Annotated in this window: 17 protein-coding genes; 2 read left to right on the forward strand and 15 right to left on the reverse strand. The window is 63.6% G+C overall.

The window, feature by feature from the left end; all coding sequences use genetic code 11:
* Window positions 1-929: DUF839 domain-containing protein (locus OXF11_13110; GenBank protein ID MCY4488034.1), on the reverse strand; the 929-nt coding region annotated here is incomplete at its 3' end.
* Window positions 930-1,270: 341 nt separating this feature from the next.
* On the opposite strand from OXF11_13110, the gene OXF11_13115 reads away from it, so the two are divergent.
* A complete protein-coding gene (locus OXF11_13115; protein MCY4488035.1) occupies window positions 1,271-2,470 on the forward strand; it encodes a carboxylate-amine ligase in 1,200 nt (399 codons plus the stop codon).
* 108 nt (window positions 2,471-2,578) lie between these two features.
* A complete protein-coding gene (locus OXF11_13120) occupies window positions 2,579-3,643 on the forward strand; it encodes an amidohydrolase family protein (GenBank protein ID MCY4488036.1) in 1,065 nt (354 codons plus the stop codon).
* Between the two features lie 64 nt (window positions 3,644-3,707).
* Here OXF11_13120 and OXF11_13125 read toward each other — a convergent pair whose 3' ends face one another.
* The 14 genes from OXF11_13125 to OXF11_13190 all read right to left on the reverse strand — a co-directional run bounded on the left by OXF11_13125 (window position 3,708) and on the right by OXF11_13190 (window position 20,572).
* Window positions 3,708-5,915, reverse strand: a complete 2,208-nt coding sequence (locus OXF11_13125; GenBank protein MCY4488037.1) for a xanthine dehydrogenase family protein molybdopterin-binding subunit — start codon at window positions 5,913-5,915, stop codon at window positions 3,708-3,710.
* Between the two features lie 94 nt (window positions 5,916-6,009).
* A complete protein-coding gene (locus OXF11_13130; GenBank protein MCY4488038.1) occupies window positions 6,010-6,906 on the reverse strand; it encodes an MBL fold metallo-hydrolase in 897 nt (298 codons plus the stop codon).
* 111 nt (window positions 6,907-7,017) lie between these two features.
* A complete protein-coding gene (locus OXF11_13135) occupies window positions 7,018-7,770 on the reverse strand; it encodes a methyltransferase domain-containing protein (protein MCY4488039.1) in 753 nt (250 codons plus the stop codon).
* Between the two features lie 138 nt (window positions 7,771-7,908).
* Window positions 7,909-8,532: a hypothetical protein gene (locus OXF11_13140; protein MCY4488040.1), complete on the reverse strand. Its 624-nt coding sequence runs from the start codon at window positions 8,530-8,532 to the stop codon at window positions 7,909-7,911.
* A 31-nt stretch (window positions 8,533-8,563) separates the two neighbouring features.
* Entirely contained in the window at window positions 8,564-9,724 is a 1,161-nt protein-coding gene (locus OXF11_13145) for a Fic family protein (GenBank protein ID MCY4488041.1), read from the reverse strand.
* A 433-nt stretch (window positions 9,725-10,157) separates the two neighbouring features.
* On the reverse strand, window positions 10,158-11,870 hold the full coding sequence (locus OXF11_13150; protein ID MCY4488042.1) for a hypothetical protein: 1,713 nt from the start codon (window positions 11,868-11,870) through the stop codon (window positions 10,158-10,160).
* Window positions 11,867-13,600, reverse strand: coding sequence for a hypothetical protein (locus OXF11_13155; protein ID MCY4488043.1), 1,734 nt, complete (start codon window positions 13,598-13,600; stop codon window positions 11,867-11,869). Before OXF11_13155 ends, OXF11_13150 begins: the two co-directional genes overlap by 4 nt.
* Before the next feature lie 100 nt (window positions 13,601-13,700).
* Window positions 13,701-14,714, reverse strand: a complete 1,014-nt coding sequence (locus OXF11_13160; protein MCY4488044.1) for an LLM class flavin-dependent oxidoreductase — start codon at window positions 14,712-14,714, stop codon at window positions 13,701-13,703.
* Between the two features lie 2 nt (window positions 14,715-14,716).
* Window positions 14,717-16,243 carry an SDR family oxidoreductase gene (locus OXF11_13165; GenBank protein ID MCY4488045.1) on the reverse strand — a complete coding sequence of 509 codons (1,527 nt, stop codon included), beginning with the start codon at window positions 16,241-16,243 and terminating at the stop codon, window positions 14,717-14,719.
* 37 nt (window positions 16,244-16,280) lie between these two features.
* The gene (locus OXF11_13170; protein ID MCY4488046.1) at window positions 16,281-16,556 is read right to left on the reverse strand and encodes an antitoxin; all 276 of its coding nucleotides are present in this window, start codon (window positions 16,554-16,556) and stop codon (window positions 16,281-16,283) included.
* Window positions 16,553-18,010 carry an N-6 DNA methylase gene (locus OXF11_13175; GenBank protein ID MCY4488047.1) on the reverse strand — a complete coding sequence of 486 codons (1,458 nt, stop codon included), beginning with the start codon at window positions 18,008-18,010 and terminating at the stop codon, window positions 16,553-16,555. The genes OXF11_13170 and OXF11_13175 overlap by 4 nt, the downstream gene beginning before the upstream one ends.
* On the reverse strand, window positions 18,007-18,210 hold the full coding sequence (locus OXF11_13180) for a hypothetical protein (GenBank protein MCY4488048.1): 204 nt from the start codon (window positions 18,208-18,210) through the stop codon (window positions 18,007-18,009). The genes OXF11_13175 and OXF11_13180 overlap by 4 nt, the downstream gene beginning before the upstream one ends.
* Window positions 18,211-18,265: 55 nt before the next feature.
* Window positions 18,266-19,501: a DEAD/DEAH box helicase family protein gene (locus OXF11_13185; GenBank protein ID MCY4488049.1), complete on the reverse strand. Its 1,236-nt coding sequence runs from the start codon at window positions 19,499-19,501 to the stop codon at window positions 18,266-18,268.
* Between the two features lie 6 nt (window positions 19,502-19,507).
* Window positions 19,508-20,572: a hypothetical protein gene (locus OXF11_13190; protein MCY4488050.1), complete on the reverse strand. Its 1,065-nt coding sequence runs from the start codon at window positions 20,570-20,572 to the stop codon at window positions 19,508-19,510.
* Between the last annotated feature and the right edge of the window lie 77 nt (window positions 20,573-20,649).

A 20,649-nucleotide genomic window follows, 5' to 3' on the forward strand; every position in this document is an offset into this window, starting at 1 on the left:
ATCTCGACGATGTAGCCGGCGCGGTTGGGTTCGTTGGGGTGCTTCGCGATGTCGAACCGCTCGTCCGTCATGGCCCATCCGTACTTGTCCTTGGCGTCGACCCCATAGCGCTTGAACTCGGGGCTGACCTTCACGTTGGCGTCGACCGAGGAGAAATAGTCGTCGAAGTTCTCCTCGCAGGTGAGGTAAGTGCCCCAGGGGGTGCGGCCGTTGCCACAGTTGTTCCAGGTGCCGAGGCTGCGCGTGCCCGCCGGATCGGCCGCCGTCTTCAACAGATCGTGACCGCGCGCCGGCCCGGTGATCTCCATGGGCGTGTCCGCGGTGATCTTGCGGTTGTAGGACGAGTCCTTGACGATGGACCACTTGCCGTCCTTGCGCCGCAGCTCCATCACCGACACGCCGTGAGCGGCCTTGCTCTTGCGCACGTCATCCGCGTTCCGGGGCTTGTTGCCCTCGCCGCCGAAGATGATGCCGCGGTTCACGTACTCGTTGTTGACCGCCAGGACGTTTCGGCCGCGGTGGTTGAACAGCGCCATGCCGTCGTTGTTGTCGCCGAAGGCCAGCTCCTGGCTGGCGCCGGTGCCGCGGGTCTTCTGGTCGAACTCCGTACCGCGGGACCACATGGGATCGCCCCATCTGGCTACCACATGCCACCCGTATCCCTTGGGAACCGTGACGGTGTCGAGGCCGTTGGCCGCCACCGACTCGAAGCCGAGGCGGCTGGCGCCGGCCAGCGCCACGAGGGGCCTCAGCACGCCGGTGCTCATGACGAACGCGGATGCGGCGAACGCCGCGCCGCCGCTCAGGAATCCCCGCCGGGAAATGGCCTTGGCGGCCAGCTTGCCGAAGTCGGTCTCCGTGAGAGGTGCATCGTGGGCTTCATCGAGCTCCTGCTCTCCAATCTCCTGCCTTGCGGTCATGTCGCGCATTGTTTCCTCCGTGGTCGTTGCGATTCCAGCCGAGCCCATCGATCCGAACCGCCGGGCCTGGGTCCGGGGCATCGGAACTTGATGACTGAAGGCTTAACCGGAGGGTGTTACGTTCCCGTGACCATCCGACAAAGAAACGCGAAAATCGGACCGGAGCAGGCGTCTCGTTCGTTGGCCGATCCCGTTCGGGCGCCGCCTCATGCGTGTTGTCGCCGGGGCCCCGCGTGGGTCCGCCCTTGCCTCCTCGAACCGTGCGTGCGATATCTCTCGCGTGCGGGTTTCCCGGTGGATGGTTCCAGTGATCCGGCCGTTGCAGGCCGCCAGCACGAGCGAGGCGGGATATGGCGTTCAAGCGACTGCGCAGACTCATGGGTGAAGGCGAAGAGGCCGAGGCACAGAAGGACGTGGAAATTACCTTCGGCATCGAGGAAGAGTTCTGGCTGGTGGATCCGGACAGCCGCGACATCATCGCCGATCCGGACACCGGGATCTTCGACTGGTGCGAGGAGAACCGCGGGCCTCACGGGTTCGTGCACGAGTTTCTTCGCTCCCAGATCGAGACCAATACCCGCGTGTGCGAGTCCGTGGCGGACCTGCGGGGTGCGCTCAAGGAGACCCGCCGGGTCGTGGCCGAGGCGGCCGACCGGCACGGCGCCACGATCATCGCCGCGTCCACGCATCCCTTCGCGGCCTGGGAATCGCAGATGAGCACGCCCAAGGAGCGGTACGACAGACTCGCCAACACGTTTCAGGAGACCGCACGGCGCCTGCTCGTGAGCGGCATGCACATCCACGCCGGTTTCGGCGACGCCGACTCGCGCATCCGGGTCATGACCGCGATACGGCGCTACATGCCCCTGATGCACGCTCTCTCCACGTCGTCGCCCTTCCATGGCGGCCGCGAGACCGGGTTCAAGTCCTACCGGCTCACCATCATGGGCGCGCTGCCGCGCACCGGCCTCCCCGGCCCCCTGTGGTCCAAGGCCGAGTTCGACCAGCTCGTGGCCGACTACCAGCGCATGAAACTCATCGGCGACGGCAGCGAGCTGTGGTGGGACATCCGCCCGTCCGTGCGCTTCCCCACCATCGAGCTGCGCATCTGCGACCTGTGCCCGCGCATCGACGACGCCATGTGCATCGCCGCCCTCTACGCCTCACTCATCCGCCGGCTGTCGCGCCTCGACCGCGAGGGCGCGCTGCCCCCCGAACCCCCCACCGAGATCATCGCCGAGAACCGCTGGCTCGCCCAGCGCTACGGCGTGCTCGGCTTCCTCGGCGACCCCCGCCACGGCGGCCGCCAGGACATCGAGGACTACACCAACGAAGTGCTGGCAGAGCTGGCCGACGACGCCCGCGCCCTGGGCTGCGAAGAGGAGTTGCGCCACGCCCTCGCCATCATCCGCGAAGGCACCGGCGCCGACCGCCAGATCGACCTGTTCCGCCTGCGCCGCGTGGAGGGCGACACCGACGCCCAGGCGCTGCGGGCGGTGGTGGACTTGGTGGTGGGGGAGACAAGGGAGGGGCTTGGAGAGGGAGGGTGAGCGAAATTGCCGCCGCACCGGTTTGTTGCTAGTCTACAGGAAAATTTCGCACTCACCTGAAGCCGCCCGCGCGCGAGGCCGGGGGCTGCCAGTGCAGGAGGTTTTGCCATGTCCGTGATCGATGCCGATACCCATGTCGACGAGTCCGATGCCACTTGGTCCGCGTTGGAGGGGACGCCCTACGCGAAGTACATGCCGGTGACGGTCCACATGTCCGACGACGAGGCGAACCGGGCCGGCTTCAACACCACGACCCGGCGCAGTTGGGTGGTGGAGGGCAGGCTCCAGAACCGTGCGGTGCGGGACGAGATCAACCATCCGCCGCGGGTGCGGCGGGAGCTGGACGACGTGGAGGGCCGCCTGGCTCACATGGACGAGATGGGCGTGGACATCCAGGTAATCTTCCCGACCTTCTTCATCCGCCACAACACCCAGAACGCCGAGGCCGAGTGGGCGCTGGCCACCACCTACAACCGCTGGCTGGCCGACAAGTGCGCGCCCACCAACGGGCGGCTGCAGTGGGCCGCGGTGCTGCCGTGGCTGAGTCCGGAAATGGGCATCGAGGAGTTGCGCTGGGCCAAGGAACACGGCGCCTGCGGCATCTTCAAGCGCGGCTTCGACATCGGCCGCAAGGTCACCGACCCGCATTTCTTCCCGGTGTACGAGGAGGCCAACCGCCTGGACATGCCGCTGTGCTTCCACACGGGCCATCCGCTGCCGTCGCGCGAGTGGGATCGCGGTTTCCCCATCATGTACGCCTTCGCCGAGCTGGTGACTTCCAAGGTGCCGGAGATGTTCCCCAACCTGCGCTTCGGCTTCATCGAGTCGGGAGCGTCGTGGATCCCCTACGTCATGTCGCAACTGGGCGCCACCAAGCGCGCCGCGCTCCGCGGCACGGGAACCAACCTGCCGCAACTGTGCGACCTCGACCCCGACATCTTCCGCAAGAACCGCACGTACATCACCATCGACCCCATCGACGACGTCGAGTCGCTCCTGAAGTTCCACACCGAGGACCACCTGATCATCGGCACCGACTACAGCCACACCGACATCTCCGCCAACCTGAGCGGCCTCAACGAGGTGCACACCTGGGTGGACGAGGGGCGGATCAACAACGAGCAGGCCGAGAAGATCCTGAATGCCAATTCGCGGGTGTTCTACGGGTTGTAGGGACCGGGGTTTCGCCGCGTGAATGAGCAAGGGCGGGTCTCCGGACCCGCCCTTTTGCGTTGATTCACCCCGACCGCCGCATCGCCCGCCACACCCTCTCCGGCGTCAACGGCAGGTCCTTGACTCTGGCGCCGGTGCAGCGGAACACGGCATTGGCCACGGCCGGGGCCACCGGGATGATGCCGCCCTCGCCCATGCCCTTGGCACCGTAGGGGCCGGGGCCGTCGCCGTTTTCCACCAGGATCGATTCGAAGGTGGCGGGAAGGTTCTCGAAGCCGGGGACGCGGTAGTCCACGAGGTTGGGGTTGAGGATCTGGCCGTCGCCGTACTCGATGGACTCCATCAGCGCGTGGCCGATGCCCATCATGGCGGCGCCCTCGTCCTGGCCCTCGCACTGGAGGGGGTTCAGGGCCTTGCCCACGTCGGCGGCCATGATGTAGCGCTGGAGCCGCACCTCGCCCGTGTCCCGGTCCACGTCCAGCTCCACCGCGCCGATACCGATCTCCCAGAAGAGCGGGTTGGCGGGCGCCGTGGCCATGCCGCTGTGGGCGTAGCCTCGGCCGACGATCTCACCTCCCTGCATGGCGAAGTGCCGGCGGATGAGCTCGCCGTAGGAGACGCTCTGGCCGGCGGCGCGGGCCTCGCCGTCCGCCAGCTCCACGGCCTCGCGCGGCGCCTCGAAGTGCTCCATGGCCAGCTCCAGGATCTGCTCGCGCGCGTCGGCGGCGGCCAACTGGGTGGCCTTGCCCATCACCGTGGTGGAACGACTCGAACCGGTGGAGCGGTCGTAGGGGGTGTAGGCCGTGTCGGGTGGGCGCACGCGCACTTGGTCCAGAGGGACCCGCAGTTCCTCGGCGACGATCTGGCTCATGACCGTGCGCGAGCCCTGGCCGATCTCCGAGGTGCCGATGAGCACCACCACGCTGCCGTCGGAAAGCGCGTGCACGGTGGAGGTGGACGCCAGCGGCGCTCCCGGGTCGGTGACGCCGAAGGCGAGTCCCCGGCCCGCGCCGGAGGGGGCCACCGGTCCGTCCCAGCCCATGCGCCGGGTAACGTGGCCCAGCCCTTCCCGGAGGTCGGCGTCCAGGGGCTTGCCGCCGGGCTTCAGTTCCTCGCCCCGGTGCAGCAGGTTCTTCAGGCGGAACTCCAGCGGGTCCATGCCGAGGCGGTCGGCGAGAATGTCCATCTGCGACTCGTTGGCCCAGGCGGTCTGGGGGCCGCCGATGGAGCGGAACGACGCCGCGGACACGGTGTTGGTGTAGACGCAGTGGGACTCCACGCGGATGTGCGGAATGCGGTACGGCCCGAGAATGCGCGTGAGCGTGCGGCTCGTCACCACCGGGCCCAGCTCGGCGAACCCGCCGGTGTTGAGGAAGACTTCCGCCTGCTTCGCCACGAGCGTGCCGTCGCGCCTGGCGCCGGTGCGCACGCGGCACAGGGCCGAGTGGCGCCGCACGGTCATCATCGCCTCGGAGACGTTCTGGGCGATCCGAACCGGCCGGCCGCACTTCTGCGCCAGCGCCACCGCCAGGGGCTCGATCTTGGCGCCGGACTTGCTGCCGTAGGCGCCGCCCACGTAGGGGATGATCACGCGCACGGCGGACAGCGGCAGGTCGAAGATGTGCGCCAGCTCGAGCTGCACGCCGAAGGGGTGGGCGCAGGAACTCCACACGGTGACGCCCTCGGCATCCACCTTGGCGATGGCCACGTGGGGTTCCATGGCGTAGTGGTACACCATGGGGAAGGTGAAGGTGTCCTCCACCACGGTGTCGGCCTCGGCGAACCCGGCGGCCACGTCGCCTTTCTCCAGGCTGTCGCTGAAGCAGATGTTGCCGGGCGCGAACTCGTGTATTCGCGGCGCGCCGTCGGCGACGGCCTCCTCGATGCCCACCACCGCGGGCAGGGGCTCGTACTCCACCGCCACCGCCCGGAGCGCGTCCTCCGCCGCCGCCTCGTCGTCCGCCGCCACCGCGGCCACGGGCTGGCCGGCGAAGAGCGCCCGGTCCAGCGCCACGATGGGATGGTCTTGAATCCTGCCGCTGAACCAGGGGTTCCGGTCACGGTAGTCCTCGCGCGTGAGCACGCAGCGGACGCCGGGGATGCGCTCCGCCGCGCTGGTGTCGATGGAACGGATGCGCGCGTGGGGGTGGGGGCTGCGCAGGATCTTGCCGCACAGCATGCCCGGCACGGCGATGTCCGAGGCGTACTCGGCCTGCCCCGTGACCTTGGCCACGCCGTCCACGCGGGCGGCAGCGGTACCGATGATGTCCATGGTCGTCGCGTGTAGACTCGTCGTCCGGGGGCGACCGCCGGTCGCCCCTGCCGGAGCTGGTACCGCGGACACATCCCGCGGGGCAGGCTCCTGACTAGAACTCCATCAGGTCCTCGGCGGCCACCACCTCGCCCGCGTAACCCTTGCGCACCTCTTCAGCCCAAGGCTCGTAATCGGTGCTGTCCACGCGCCGGGTGAAGTGGGACAACACCACCTTCTTGACGCCGGCCTGCGTGGCCAGCATGGCGATGTTCTCCAGGCCCATGTGTCCCTGGGTGGCCTGGCGCATGATGCCTTCCTGTTCGGCCGGGCTCATGGCCTCCCAGCGCCCGTCCTTGATCATGGCGTTCTTGCGTTCGTCGCACGAGGAAGTCTCGGTCACGAGCACGTCGGCATCCTTTACCAGGGCGGTGACCGCGGCGCTGGCGCCGGTGTCGCCGGTGAACGCGATGACCCGGTCGGGGGTCTCGAAGCGGTAGGAGTAGGACTTGTAGCGGCCGGCGGCGTCGCCCCGGTGGAAGCTGAAATGGGTGTTCTCCACCGCGGTGACGCGCACGTTGTCGTCCTGGTACACCTCGCCGGTGCCCAGGTCATGGCCGAAGAACACCTTGTCCAGCGGCACGCTGCGGCCGCCGTCGGCGATGCGGATGTCGGCGCTGATGCCGCAGTACGCCACCGTGGCGTCCACCAGTTCCTTGGTGCGGGGCGGGCCGTAGACGTTGATGGGCTCGGTGCGCTGGCCGTCCCACGCCAGCGCCATGAGGGTCGCGAGGCCGGCGGTGTGGTCGTCGTGGTGGTGCGTTAGGAAAATGATCCCGACCTTGCGCACGTCCGCACCCGCCCGGGCCATGCGCCGGGACACGCCGTCGCCGGCGTCCACCACGTAGTAGGTGCCGTTGACCGTGAGGAGATGAGACGTCTGCGCGCGGTGCGGGGTCAGCGAAGGGCCACCCGACGTGCCGAGGGTAATGAGGGACGATGGCGTTTTCATGGTGTGCTCCGTTCCGCGAATGTCTTGCCGATCTCGACGCCGGCGCCCGGCGAACCGTCAGTTTAGGGCGGACGGCGCCCTTTCCTTTGCCGCTCCGGCGGGCACCGGCGTTCAGCCCGCCGCGCCGCGCCGCTTCTCACCCGCGACGAGGCCGAAATGGAAGCCGCCGCTCAGATGAACCTGATCGCCGGTCTTCTCGTAGCGAAAGTATCTCTCCTGGAAGCGCGCCTTCAACTCCGGCGGCCGCTGTTCCAGCTCATCCATCACCTCGATCCAGTGCCGGCCGGTGGGGATGCCGTCGGTGCCGTCCTGGTCCACCGGGTAGGTGTGGAGGTCGTCGCGCACCACCTCCATGCCACCGTCGGTCATGAGGCGCCGGATCTCCTCCTGCGCGAAGAAGCGGAATCCGGCGCCGTGGGAGCGCTGGAAGACATCGTTGATGAGGCTGTTGACGGCCGCGTCCAGCGCGTCGTCCGCCGCCGCGATGATCGGGTCGAGAATGAAGAGGCGGCCGCCCGGCTTGAGCACACGCCCGGCCTCGCGCACCATGTCCGTGGCGCTGGCGAAGTGATGCAGGCTGAAGGCCACCCAGGCGCAGTCGAAGATGCCCTCCCGCAGCGGCATGCGCTCGGCCGTGGCCGCGACCCGCCCGTAGCGGGGAATGGGATCGGCGTCGGAGTCCCCCGACACCCGCAGCATGGCCAGCGCCGGGTCGATGCCGACGACGCTCCCATCGGCCAGGTTTCCGGAAACCGGCCGGGCGAAGCGGCCCGTGCCGGTGGCCACGTCCAGCACGGTCTCGTCGCCGCGCAGCGCCATGGCCTCGATCAATCGCTCCGCCAACTGTCCGCGGATGTCGGACACGGCCGCCTTCCTGTCGAACTCCGCCGCGTGCGCGGGATCATGAAACTGTGCGTTTGCCGACTGTGAGTGTGAATGAGAGTGTGAGTGCTCGCTCATGTGTCCTGCTCCTCCGACAGGCCCGCGTTGCTCCATCGTCCGTCAGTCGTCAGGCCCCCTGTGTGCCGTCGCCGACTCGTCGACCCAGTCGCCCTCCGTGTACGACAACCCGTCTTTCGCCGGAACCGTGCGCTCGCGCCCGGCCCGATAGAACCGGCAACTCTTGGGACCATAGCAGAAAGTCTCGACCCTGTACCGCTGCCGCGAGGGGTTCCATTGATCGAGTATGATGCCCACCGGCATCCGGCAACCCCACATGCACGTCGCGCACCGGCTTTCGTAGGTGCGCGGGTCCAAGCGCCGGTGCCCGCGCTCGCGGTAGGTCTCCAGGTCCGGCGGCACGCCATGGAACGGCGGCCCGGCCGGCGCCTCCACCTCGGCGTCCCGCAGGACCTTGAGCCGGCTCGCCCTGTACCACCCCGCCGTTTCCGTGTTCGGGTTGGCCACGGGCACGGCCACGCCGCTCACTTCCATGCCGACGTGAAACCCGTGCTTCGCGTGTGCCGCCCGACCCACCGCGATACCGGCCTCCCCGCGCTCCCCGGCGCAAGTCCCGTCGATCCGCAGCACGTAGCCGTGATAGCTGTGGGAGCGCTCATCGAGAGAACGCAGCAGCCGTATGCGCGGCTGCACGGAGAGGATGGTGCCGGACCAGGGTGCGTTCATACGTGCCTCGGGGATCGTCGACGTCGTGCCATCACGGCGCCTCGGTGCCTTCGTTGAGGATGGAAAGATATCGGTCATAGACGAACAGCCGGTCACGCTGTCTGCCGGTGATCTCCCGCGCGACTCCCTGGTTCACGAGCAACTCCATGGCCGACGCGACGGTGTGAAAGGCAAGCCCGGTATCGCGGCACGCCCCGGGCAGCGACAAGATCGGCCGGGACTTGAGCGCATCGTGGACACGCAGCGCCGTCACCGCGCGCCGGCCTGCCGTTATCCGGACCCGCTCCCGATCGTCCTGGAACATCCGGGACAAGCGTTGGGCGGTGCCGACCGCGCCATCGGCCGTCAGTTTCACGCCTTCGAGGAAGAAGTCAAGCCATGCTTCCCAGTCCCCGGTGAGGCGCACGCGGTTCAGGAGATCGTAGTAGGTGCTCCGGTGTTGCTTCAGGAAGAGACTGAGGTACAGGAGCGGCTCGCGCAGCACGCCGGCCTGGCACAGCAGCAGGGTGATCAGCAACCGCCCCACGCGCCCGTTGCCGTCCAGAAACGGGTGAATGGTTTCGAACTGCACATGCGCAAGCGCGGCGCGCAGCAATACCGGCAATTCCTCGGAGTAAAGGAAAGCTTCAAGCGCCGCCATGCAGCCGGGCACGGCCGTATAAGGCGGCGGTACGAAGACAGCGTTGCCCGGCCGCGTGCCGCCGATCCAGTTCTGTGAACGGCGAAACTCGCCGGGCGTCTTGGAGAGATTCCGTTCCCCCGACAACAGCACCGCGTGGATCTCGCGGATGAGGCGATTCGACAGCGGAAACTGTTCTCCGAGACGCCGCAAACCATGGTGGAGCGCCGCCACGTAGTTCGAGACCTCGACCGCGTCGTCCACCGGTACTCCCGCCGCCTCCTCCAATTCGAAGAGAAGAAGATCCGAGAAAGACGACTGCGTCCCCTCGATTTGGGACGAGAGCACCGCTTCCTTGCGGACGTAGGCGTAGAGGAAAAGCGCGTGGTCCGGCAACAGCGTCGCAACGCCGTCGAGGCGGCCGAGAGCCAGGACGGCCGATTCCGTTGCCTGTTGCAGGGCGCCGTCCAGGACCAAGGCGGGTTCGGGCGGCAGCGGCGCCGGCACGAAGGCGCGGACGCGCTCCTCGCCGACACGAGTCACCTCATAACTGCCGCATTCTCCGCGCTGCATGGCCGGGCTTCCCTATTGAAGGATATTGCAATAGCGTCGCTCCCTATTGTAATTTATGCCTAAATCTACAATAGCAGGCGTGTTTCTACAAGATCGACCGGGTTGCCCAGGACTAGACCGTCCTGCTGCTACTGCGCCAAGGCAGTCCTAGGCAGCAATAGACGACTCCTATGCCCGTTGCAGTGAGCCCATCAGGCTTGGGGCAGGTTTCGGGCGACAGCAACAACGGCACAACAGCACGAACGCGCTCACCGGGGATCCTAGTCACTTCAGGTTCCCACTTTCTCCGTGGCACATAATACACTCAGCGGCTCGACCCATATTCCTTCCCGGTAGAGAGTGAGGGATTCGTGGCAGTGCACTCATCGCACGAGTTGGTCCGAATTGGGCGAAACTCGCTCCCGAAGGGACCGGTTCTTGGGAGAAGGTCACTTCAACGCGTTTCCTCTGCAGAACCCCGATTCCCGGTTCTAAGAAACCAGAGTTGTGGCGGCACAGGTAAACGAAAGTGAAGACATGCCATCAGGAAGATCGGCCAAAGCCCACTTTTCGTGGTAGAGAGATCGTTGAAGGCAGTGTGTTCAGCAACGATTTTGTCTAGCAGCGCTGCGTAGTGCGGTGGCTCCTTGCAGAGGGGTAAGTCTGAAATCGCTTGCCCGTGGTCCGTTCCGCCAGTCCAAAACCTTTGATCCGTATTCTCATCTGGCAGCCAGACCTGGTGCGTTGTGTGTGCCAGATTCTTTTCAATGCAGGCTGCGAGGACATCCCTCGTATCTCGTAGGCAAAGCCTGTCAAGCCAAGCGATCAGCAACGGATAGAGAACACTGGCTCTCGTATGCTCTTCGAAATACTCACGCGACCGATCCACCGGGTGGCCGGCAAGATCCTGATAGTCCCGCATCAGAACTGGGTAACGACCGCGACGCTCGATCGAGAACCTAACGCGGTGTGCCACGTCCTCCAAATATCCGGAAACGTCCCTTGTGGCGCCGCAGACCTGAGCTAGAATCATAAACAATGCAATCTCAATCGCGAAGTCATCGCGGATCGGTGACCTGAGGGTAGGATTGGCATTGATCATCGCGATGGCCATCCGTAGCGCACGATTCCGCTGATCAACGAAAACCCTAACGGCATCTTCCTTTGTTTGTTTACAGGCCCACCAGTGCTGCCAAAGGCCATACAGGCTGAACCTGCCCAGTTGCTCGAAGAGTGACAGATTCACGTCAACCGAAGACTGCGACGCGACCGCCATGGAAAGCGCAAGAGGCTTATCGGCATAGGCGCCCAGCTTCTCCATCAACAGTCCGCCGGAAATAAGCAGATGTAATTGGATGGTCTGATCCAAAACAGTCAGGCGCATATCCTGCTGTACGGTTTTCTTTCCCAAGACCGAGCGGCAGTCGTTCCACACGTAAAGAACCGCATACTCGCTAGCCCGTAGCGGTGCCTCGAGGTTGTGCGCCTCGCGCGCCCAGACAAAGAGAACCCAAAGACAGATATATACCTGACGAAGCCTCGTGAGACGATTCTCCTCCCTTACGTCGCCCGCCAGGAGACCTTGGGTCAAACGCATGAAGAAGCGATAAGCTACGTCCGGATGATCGACCATCGCGATAGATTTCTGGAAGTGCGACTGAAGACGGGGCTCAAGAAGTTCCTGCCTTAGCACCCCCGACAACAGCAGCCCAGCTAGCTTGTCACCGTTCCATTCGCGAAAGCTGATCTTGTCCGTGCTGTGGTTCTGAACATATCCGGTCCATTGAACCTGCACATCCTCTTTGATCTCCCCGCCGATACAGATGCATATCGCAATATCGAGGTCTCGGTACTGTTCCGGGATACGGGTTGGAATGTAGCTGTCGAGAATCTCGTTCAGTGACGGGCGAAGGGCTTGGGGCGAGCCATCGTCCCAGTCACGCCGCCGGAGATCGCCGGGTTTGATCGTGAATAGAAAGAGCTTGTTCCGTCCGCTGGCATCCTCATCAGGTCCAACTGCAACGACGTCGACCCCATTCTGACGTGTTCCGAGGCCGGGCCTGGACAACACGTTGAACCCAAGTTCACTCAGGAGATCCGGTAGGACGGCATCGAGTTCATTGCGCTCGCGAAGGTCCGAAAGGTACTGACGCAGGATCAGCTTCACAGCCTTGTCCTCTGTTCGTACCGCAGTTCGAATAGTTTCATATGAAGACCCTCGGGGTCAAGAATATCCGAATGGGGGTATTCGAATGTAACAGAATGCGATCCCATCTCCACGTTCACTTGACGTGTATCTCCGCTCGGATCGTCGATGTATGAAGACGATTTAGTGCCGTAGAGAATATGTTGCTTGTGGACAAGATTAAACACAACTGACTCCTCCATGCCCTTTTTCATAACTTGAGCCATGTGTCGGTTCCAGCGCGCACGCTCGATCTGGCGATGAATTTCGCTAGGATGAAGCTCAACCAGAGTTTCGATCCCGACAAGGTCATCCAGCTCCTTCTGTCTTCTAGTTAATGCTTCTCCAATGCGTGCCACACGAGGGTCAGAAGTCCTTTCCACGACTTGATCGAGGTAGAGACGCAGTTCGCCGCCAAAATTGATCAGGAGCGGGTCACTCAAAAGGTTGAGCAAATCTTGAATAATCCGATTATCGCCATGACGAATCACAGCGATCAACACTGAGGCCGCAGTCACGGGTGTGTGGAACAAAAACCCCACCGCCTTGCGGCATAGGAAGAGTTGATCGTCTGGGTCCACGGGCATATCCTCAACCTGCAGTTCAAACGTGGTCTGTTGAGCGCCGACCGCGTCGAACTGCTCGGCCAGTGTTAAACAGAGATGTGGATTTCCCTCCAGAAGCCACTTTATTGCGAGCTTACTGAGACGCCGAAGATCACCGTCGACAAGTTCCCGACGAAGATTCGGAAAGTCATTGAGCCCAATTCTTCCTTGTGACCTCCGAACCAATTCCGCAACAAGGGTGAATAATGCATCGCTATACCCCCCACTCAAGAGGTCCGGTGTGGCGAAGTCGATCTGTTGAAGAGTTCCACGATGCTCCGGATCGATGGATTGCAGAGCAGTCAGGAGCCAGCGACCTTCATCTTCAGAAAGGCTCTTGCCGTGCCGCCAAACCAGGGCTGAGAGAGCGTTAAGCGTTTCCGCAGAGGTATCGTCAAGGGCCGCAACGAGGGCCCGCCTAGCATCCTCACGAGGAAGCTCCGGGTTCTTCTCCAGCACTGCGAAACTAGACAGCAGGGCGTTGATTCGAACACGAGGGTCATCGGCCTTGATTGAGACCTCCGAGAGCGACCTCACTACAGGGGCTGCGTCCTCAGCATCAAGGGCCATCCTACCAAGGGCGGCCGCTGCCCCCATCTGTACTTCAGGTGCCGGACCCTCCTTGAGAAACGCCATTGCATCAGCACTTTCTGCGCCAACTTCTAGGGCGAAGCATAGATGATCGATCGCGAGGTTATCGCCAACTCGGGCATCATCAAGCACAGCTCTCACCCTGGCCGGATCAGCACTACACCAACTGCGGAATGCCACATTTGGCTGTTGCGCGGCCAAATCTTCTCCGCCGAGATGAACAAGTGTCTTGACAAGCTGCATCATATCACGATGCCCGACGTCAAGAAGCGGTATCAGTTCGCAGAGCAGGGCCATACCATGGAAAAACGAAGGGCCACTCATCCCATTCAAGAATGTCCAATCCTTTTCTGTAAACAAGGTCCTCTCACTCGATCCGACTAATTCAGCAACCGTCGCTAGAAACTCCGGTTTCCGGCACCAGACATGCTTCGGGGCAACCTCAAAAAGGTAGCCCATAAGTCCACTCTCCGACGAAGCCGCCAGGATATCGTTTCGGGAAGGAATTTCACTCATAACTTACTCCTTGGCTCAGTATCCGACTAATTGGTCTACTGGTACCCCCTCTCTGTGACCTAGTGACTCCAGAGCGCCGACCATTGCCGACCGCCGGCACCTACGGCAACGGACACTCCGGCGTGAGCCGTTTCAACTCGGGAATGACCTCCTCGCCGAAGCGCTGGATGGTCTCGAGGGTCATGCTGGCTTCCATGCCGGGCCAGTCGACCATGAACCACATGATCTCGGCGCCGAACTCCTGGTGGTAGGAGAGCACCTGCTCGGCCACCTCGGCGGGGCTGCCGAGGACCAGGCGGTCCTGTTGCAACTGCTCGAACGGCAGGTCGTAGCGCTCGCCCGGCTGGCCCCAGCGCTGATAGCGTTCGTAGCGCCGCTCGTAGCCCTCGCGGATGCGGTCTTCCGCTTCCTTGCGGCTGTCGGCGACACACAGGTCGCGGAAGATGTAGAGTCCCTCGAAGGGCCTTCCGTGCGCCTCCAGGGCGCGCTTGTACGCGGGCACCGCCTCGCGCAGGAACGTCTTGGTGTGGCGGCGGCTGGCGATCCAGTGGTCCGCCACCGCCGGCACCCGCGCCACGGTAGCTAAAGTGTCGGCTCCCAGCAGGATGGGCGGCCGGGGCTTCTGTAGCGGCTTGGGCTCGATGGTGACGCCGTCGATGCGGTAGAAACGGCCCTGGTGGTGCACCTCGTCCTCGGTCCACAGCCGCTTCACCACCTCGATGCCCTCCTCCAGGCGCGGGCGCTTCTCGCGCAGAGGCACGCCCATGGAGGTGAACTCAACCTCGCGATAGCCCTGGCCGATGCCGAAGAGGAACTTGCCGCCGCACAGGTTGTCGACGGTGGCGGTGTACTCGGCCACCATCAGCGGCTGGTGCATGGGCAGCAGGAAGATCGCCGTGCCCAGGTACATGCCGGGGGTGAGGCCGGCGAAGTACGACAGCAACGGCAGGGACTGGAGCATGGCCGCGTCGGGTCCCGTGGAGTAGTGCTGGGCCACGAAGAGCGCCTCGTAGTTGCTGGCGTGGGCCACCCGGGCCCGTTCCGTGAAGTCGTGGCAAAGCCCCGCGCGATCCAGGTCCGAGGGGTAGCTGCCGAACGCGATGCCGAAACGCATGTTCAATCCTCCACTTGTTTCAATGACGCACCGCCTGCCTCGGCGCGCCTTGCGATCTCCCGCGCCATCCCGTCGAAGATGCGCGCGTGGACCGGGTACAGGCCGTACCAGTAAAGCAGGCCGCCCAGGCCCTTGGGAAGGAACGCCGCGGTCTGCTCCAGTTGGGTCTTGCCGTCCTCCGTCTCCCACGTCCGGAACTGGAGCCAAGCGCGGCCCGGCAGCTTCATCTCCGCCCGCAGGCGGACCAGCCGCCCCGGCTCCAGCGCCTCCACCCGCCAGAAATCCAGCGCATCGCCGATGCGCAGTGCGTCCGGATGCCGGCGTCCACGGCGCAGCCCCGCGCCCCCGAGCAGGCGGTCCACCATGCCGCGGATGCGCCACATCCAGTCGGCATGGAACCACCCGCGCGCGCCGCCGATGCCGGTGAATACCCGGTACACCTCCCGGGCGGGCGCGGCCACCGTGCGCATGCGGCGCTCGAAGATCATCCCTTCGTGAGTTTCCACCCGAGAGAAGGAATCCGGCGCCACGGGCGCGCCGTGAGCGTCGCTCCAGGCGGTCTCGATGCGCCCCTGCTCCAGGTCGTCGATGACCTCCGCGATGGCTTCGGCATAGGTCCGGGGCTCGATCTCCGAAAACAGCTCCCGGGCCAGGCTGTCGGTCACCACCACTTCGTTCCGAAGCCCCTCGATGAGCGGGCCGCTCACCCCCGAAGGGATCGGCGTGATCCAGTGCACCCAGTAGGAAGACAGGCGCGGCGTCAGCACCGGCACCGGCACCAGCCAGCGCCTCAGTCCCCGGGCCTGGGCATAGCCCAGCATCATCCCCCGATAAGTGGTCACCTCGCGTCCGCCGATCTCGACGACCTTGCCGGCGGAGGCCACGTTGCTCAAGGCCGCCGCGAGATAGTCCAGCACGTCGTTCACCGCGATGGGCTGAACGCGCGAGTAGACCCACCGGGGACAGACCATCACCGGGAGCCGCTCCACCAGATAACGAATCATTTCGAACGAGATGCTCCCCGACCCCACGATCACCGCCGCCCGGAACTCGGTCACCGGCACCCCGCCCTCCCGCAACGCCCGCCCCGTCTCCTGCCTGGAGCGCAGGTGTTGCGAAAGGTCGGCCCTCGGGTCCCCCAACCCGCCCAGGTAGACGATGCGCCGGACACCGGCTTCCCTGGCCGCGTGCCCGAAGAGCCGCGCCGCATCCACGTCGAGCGCGTGGAACCCCGCGCCGCTGCCCATGCTGTGGATCAGGTAGTAGGCGCAGTCCACGCCAGCGAGGGCTCGCGCCAGGGTGTCCCGGTCGAGCGCGTCGCCCTCGACGACCTCCACTTGGTCGGCCCAGGAACGTGAGCGTACGCGGGCCGCGCTACGGGCGAGGACACGGACGCGATGGCCCTCGGCGAGGAGGCGGGGAGCCAGTCTGCCGCCGATGTAGCCGGTGGCGCCGGTGACGAGGACGAGTGGGGATGGGTCCATGGTGAGGAAGGGCTGGCGGCAGCACCGGCGATGAGGCGCTGCCAACTCCCTCCTGCGAAAACGTTCGCGATGATGACGCTCGTTAACTCTTCTCGGTCAGCCTTCCGGAAAGGTACTTGTGAATGACGCTCGACAACAGGGTCTGGTAGGGGATGCCTTCTTCCCGCGCACGCGCGTGCGCGAGGTTGAAGTCGCGTTCGGTAACCCGCAGATTGACTCTACGGGTCTTGTTGAAGGTATTGCGGGCCGCTTGCCGTGCAGTCTCCTTCTCACGCTCAGCTCCGGGAGCGGTCGTCACCTCGCCGCGCTCGAAACGCTCCAAAATCTCCCGTTCTTCAGCGTCCAATCGGTACTTCACGATGATCGCCCCCTCTTGTGATCCCGAGTCGCCTTCCGGCTCGGGATAATCGTCTTCAAAAACCTTGACCCGTCGGCGGACGTTACGAAGGGCACGAGATGCAGGTACCCGTCGATGTCCACAACATAGACTCTCTGGCCCCGGTACCGCTGCTGATTCGGATGATCCAAGACATCCACCACACCGCCCTGCTCGATCACGGAAACGACGCGCTCGAATGAGATACCCCGTTGCTCAATGAGTTGCTGGTTCTTCTCCAGGTTCCAGTCAAAGCGAAACTCCACGAAACAATCGTCGTCTAATGTGTGCGTTTTGTCAACGGAAGTGCAGGGCTGGCGATCCCGCGCCCTCTTGTCGAAGAAGATCACGTTGGCCTTGACCCCCTGGGCGTAGAACACGCCGGTGGGCAGGCGGAGGATGGTATGCAGGTCGGTGTTGTCCAGCAGTTTCTTCCGGATGGTTTCGCCGGCGCCGCCCTCGAACAGCACGTTGTCCGGCACCACGACCGCGGCGCGGCCGTCGGTCTTGAGCATGGTCCGGATGTGCTGCACAAAATTGAGCTGCTTGTTGGACGTGGCTGCCCAGAAATCCTGCCGGTTGTAGGTCAGGTCGTCCGTCTCCTGCTCCCCTTCCTCGTTGGTGAAGCTCATGGAGCTCTTCTTGCCAAAGGGCGGGTTGGCGAACACGTAGTCGAAACGCTGCCCCGAATCAGCCACCAGCGCGTCGTTGGACGATATGGGCGCGCCGCCGTCGATCTCGCCGATGTTGTGGAGGAGCATGTTCATCAGGCACAGGCGACGGGTATTGGCGACGATCTCGTTGCCGTGAAACGTCTCGTGCTTGAGGAACGCGTTCTGTTGCCGGTCCAGCTTGAAGTTGTCCTGGTTGGTGAGGAAGTCGTAGGCCGCCAGAAAGAACCCGCCCGTGCCGCAGGCGGGGTCGGCGATGAGCTTGCGGGGTTCGGGCCGCACGCATTCCACCATGGCGCGGATCAGGGCGCGCGGCGTGAAATACTGTCCCGCACCCGACTTCGTGTCCTCGGCGTTCTTCTCCAACAGGCCCTCGTAGATGTCACCCTTGATGTCGGCGACCATGGTGACCCACTCGGTGGCGTCCACCATGTCGATGAGGCGGTACAGTTTCGCCGGGTCCTGGATCTTGTTCTGAGCCTTGGTGAAGATCTGCCCCAACATGCCGGTCCTGGCGCCAAGCTCACGAAGAAGCGTGACGTAGTGGCTCTCCAGTTCCGCGCCCCGCTTGGACCTCAGACTCGTCCAGTTGTACTCGGCCGGGATGCCCACGTCACGATTGCGCGGCGGCTGCCCGTACTCGTCCGCCATCTTGAGAAAGATCAGGTAGGTGAGCTGTTCTAGGTAGTCGTCATAGCCCACGCCGTCGTCGCGCAGGGTGGTGCAGAAGCTCCAGACTTTGGAGACGATATGGGCGGTGTTCATGCGCGGGAGTCCTTGGCCCTGGTTCGTCGCGCCAGGGCTTCGCCGGCGGCGGTGCGCCGATAACGCTGGTTCCGGCTGGTTGGTGTGTCGGGGCGCGTCATTTCGATCAGGCCGGCTTCGAGGGCGGGGCGGAGATATGCCGCGGTGAAGTAGTCCCGGTGAGTCAAGCTCAACGCCGCCTGCAATTCGGCGCGCCTCATCTCTCCCGTGAGGGCCACGACCAGTTGTTCGACTTGCCCGGTGACTTGCCCGGTCTCATGTTCGGTATCTTGTTCGGTATCTTGTTCGGTCCCCTCTGGCGGCGGCTCCGTTCTTGCCAGCCTGTGCCCTCGTTGCACGGATCTTCGCAAGTAAGACCCCGGCGGGCTCATCGCTAGGGTCTTGGGCGACCAGTTGTCCGGAGAAGGCTTTCTTCAGAATGGATTGGCGAAGCAAGTCAGCCATACCACGTGCGCGAGCGATCTCCCGTTCTTGTGCATCCAAGCTCATCATGGACCGATCGATCTGCGTGCAGATCTCTTCTTGCTCGGCGTATGGGATCAGAGGCACCGGAAACTGACTGAGGACCGTCTTGTTAATCGAAGCAAGATTCGTCGTCTGTTTGCCTGCCTTGTCGAAATACCGTTGTCCAAACGTATTGGCCCAAAACGAAAGAAGTTTCGAGTTGAATTCTGACGCCACCCGCTGGATGGTGCTGATGCAGACTTGGCTGTCCCCCGCGACGTAGGACGACCTAAGCCGCTGGACGTTGTAGAGCTCAGTGAATTGGCGGTTGTCGTCGCCAGGCAGGTGGGCCATGAATTCCTGCTCGGCCTGCTCGCCCAGGTTCCTGGTGTCCACCAGGAAAAGGACCCGCTTAGCGTCGGCGTGCTTGAGGAGCCGGTAAATGGATGTGATGGCGGTGTAGGTCTTGCCCGAGCCGGTGGCCATCTGGATGAGAGCGCGCGGGCGATCATCCTTGAAGGACGTCTCCAGCTTCTCGATGGCGTTGACCTGGCACGCCCGCAGGCCGGCCGGGTCCAACTCCGGAAGTCCCTGGAGCCGCTTGCGGAGCGAGGCCGGCTGGGCGCGCCAGTCCTGTACGGTCTCCGGCCGGGGAAAGCCGAACACTTCGCGGGAGCGGGGCTTGGGATCGCGCCCGTCGGTGAAACGGGTCAACACGCCGGTCGACTCGTAGACGAACGGCAGCGGCTCCTGGTTGTTCACCCACTTGAGCCGAGCCGCAGCGTAGGCCGCGGATTGCTCCTCCACCGTAGTGATCTTCTCGCCCCAATCTTCCGGCTTGGCCTCGACGACCCCCACCGGCTTCTTGTCGACGAAGAGAACGTAGTCGGCCGGGCCGACATCGGTCTGATACTCGCGGACCGCGACTCCGAGGCCCGCGCTGAAGTCGATCTTCTTCTTGTCCTGAACGACCCATCCCGACTGGGACAACATTCCGTCGATCTTGTCCCGCGCGGCCTGTTCAGGAGTTTGATTGGGGCTTGTCATTGCCGCTCACTTGCCGGTGGTCTTTGTCTGGGGCTGCTCTTGCAACTGCCAATCACTGGTGTAGTAAGCCTTCAAGTCCCCGCGCCCGCCATTCTCTCGATAATAGATGATCGCTTGTTTCTGCCCAACATCCTTCAGTGAGGCAAGGTCGTCCAAGCATTTCGATATATAGGGCCGCAACGTTACGAGACTGCGCTCTGGCCCTGACTGAATCCTGTCTATCTCAGCCTCTCTTTCCATGCGGGTTCTCCGCCGAAAAACGTTCCTTTTCCACCACCCCATGCGGCCAACAGAGTTCTGCAGACGCTTGCGGTATTCTTCGATCGAGTCTTTCTTCAAGAGATCTCTGAAGGACTTTTCGTAGTCGTCTATCCGTGAAGTTAACGCGGAGAACCTTCTGCGGGCATCATCCGGATTGTCCTGAAGAGCCAGCTTCAACCGGAGATGGTCGATCTGGATATCCGCAAGACTGGCGGCAGTGAAGAACTCGATATTGGACGGCGCTAGATTGGCCTCGAACTCGGCTCCAACAGGCCTCTTCAAAAGAAAAGCGTATTTGTGGTGCAACAAGTTCAGGTCGCTTTCCGCCAGTGCCAAGCGCATCCTCATATCATCCGTGAAACGCCGGCATCCGTCGAACTCTTCGGAAACATCCCGCAGTCGTCCCAACGCGCTGACAAGAGTAGCGTAGTCATTTGCGGTCTGATGGACGAGCAATTGCTCCACCGCCTTCGCCAATTGGTCCAGAGAACTGCGAATCTGGTCCAGGCGAGCGCAGATCATCATTGATGACACGGTGGTGAAGAGTATGACAGGCGCGACAACTGGCAGAATGGCACTACTTGCCGCAACAAACGGCGCCTGAGCGATAATCCCTCCCGGCCCCATCACGGCCGAACCGACACCGGTGCCGATCTGCATCAAGGTAGCGGGGTTGGCTGTCGCCAGAAAGACGTTGCCAGCGAGCAGGGCAGATGTCGCGGTAGACCCCGCAGCCACAATCGGTAGACTAGTGTAGTGTCTCACAAATAGCTTTACAACAATACGGACATCGTATAAGATCGGGGTCATGTGGAAAACTGCCTCACGATTGCCGATTACCGCAGCTCAGGAGGAGACGTTGCGAAGCTGGCTGCGAGCTCACAATA

This window comes from Deltaproteobacteria bacterium (assembly GCA_026712905.1).
Lineage (GTDB): Bacteria > Desulfobacterota > Binatia > UBA9968 > JAJDTQ01 > JAJDTQ01.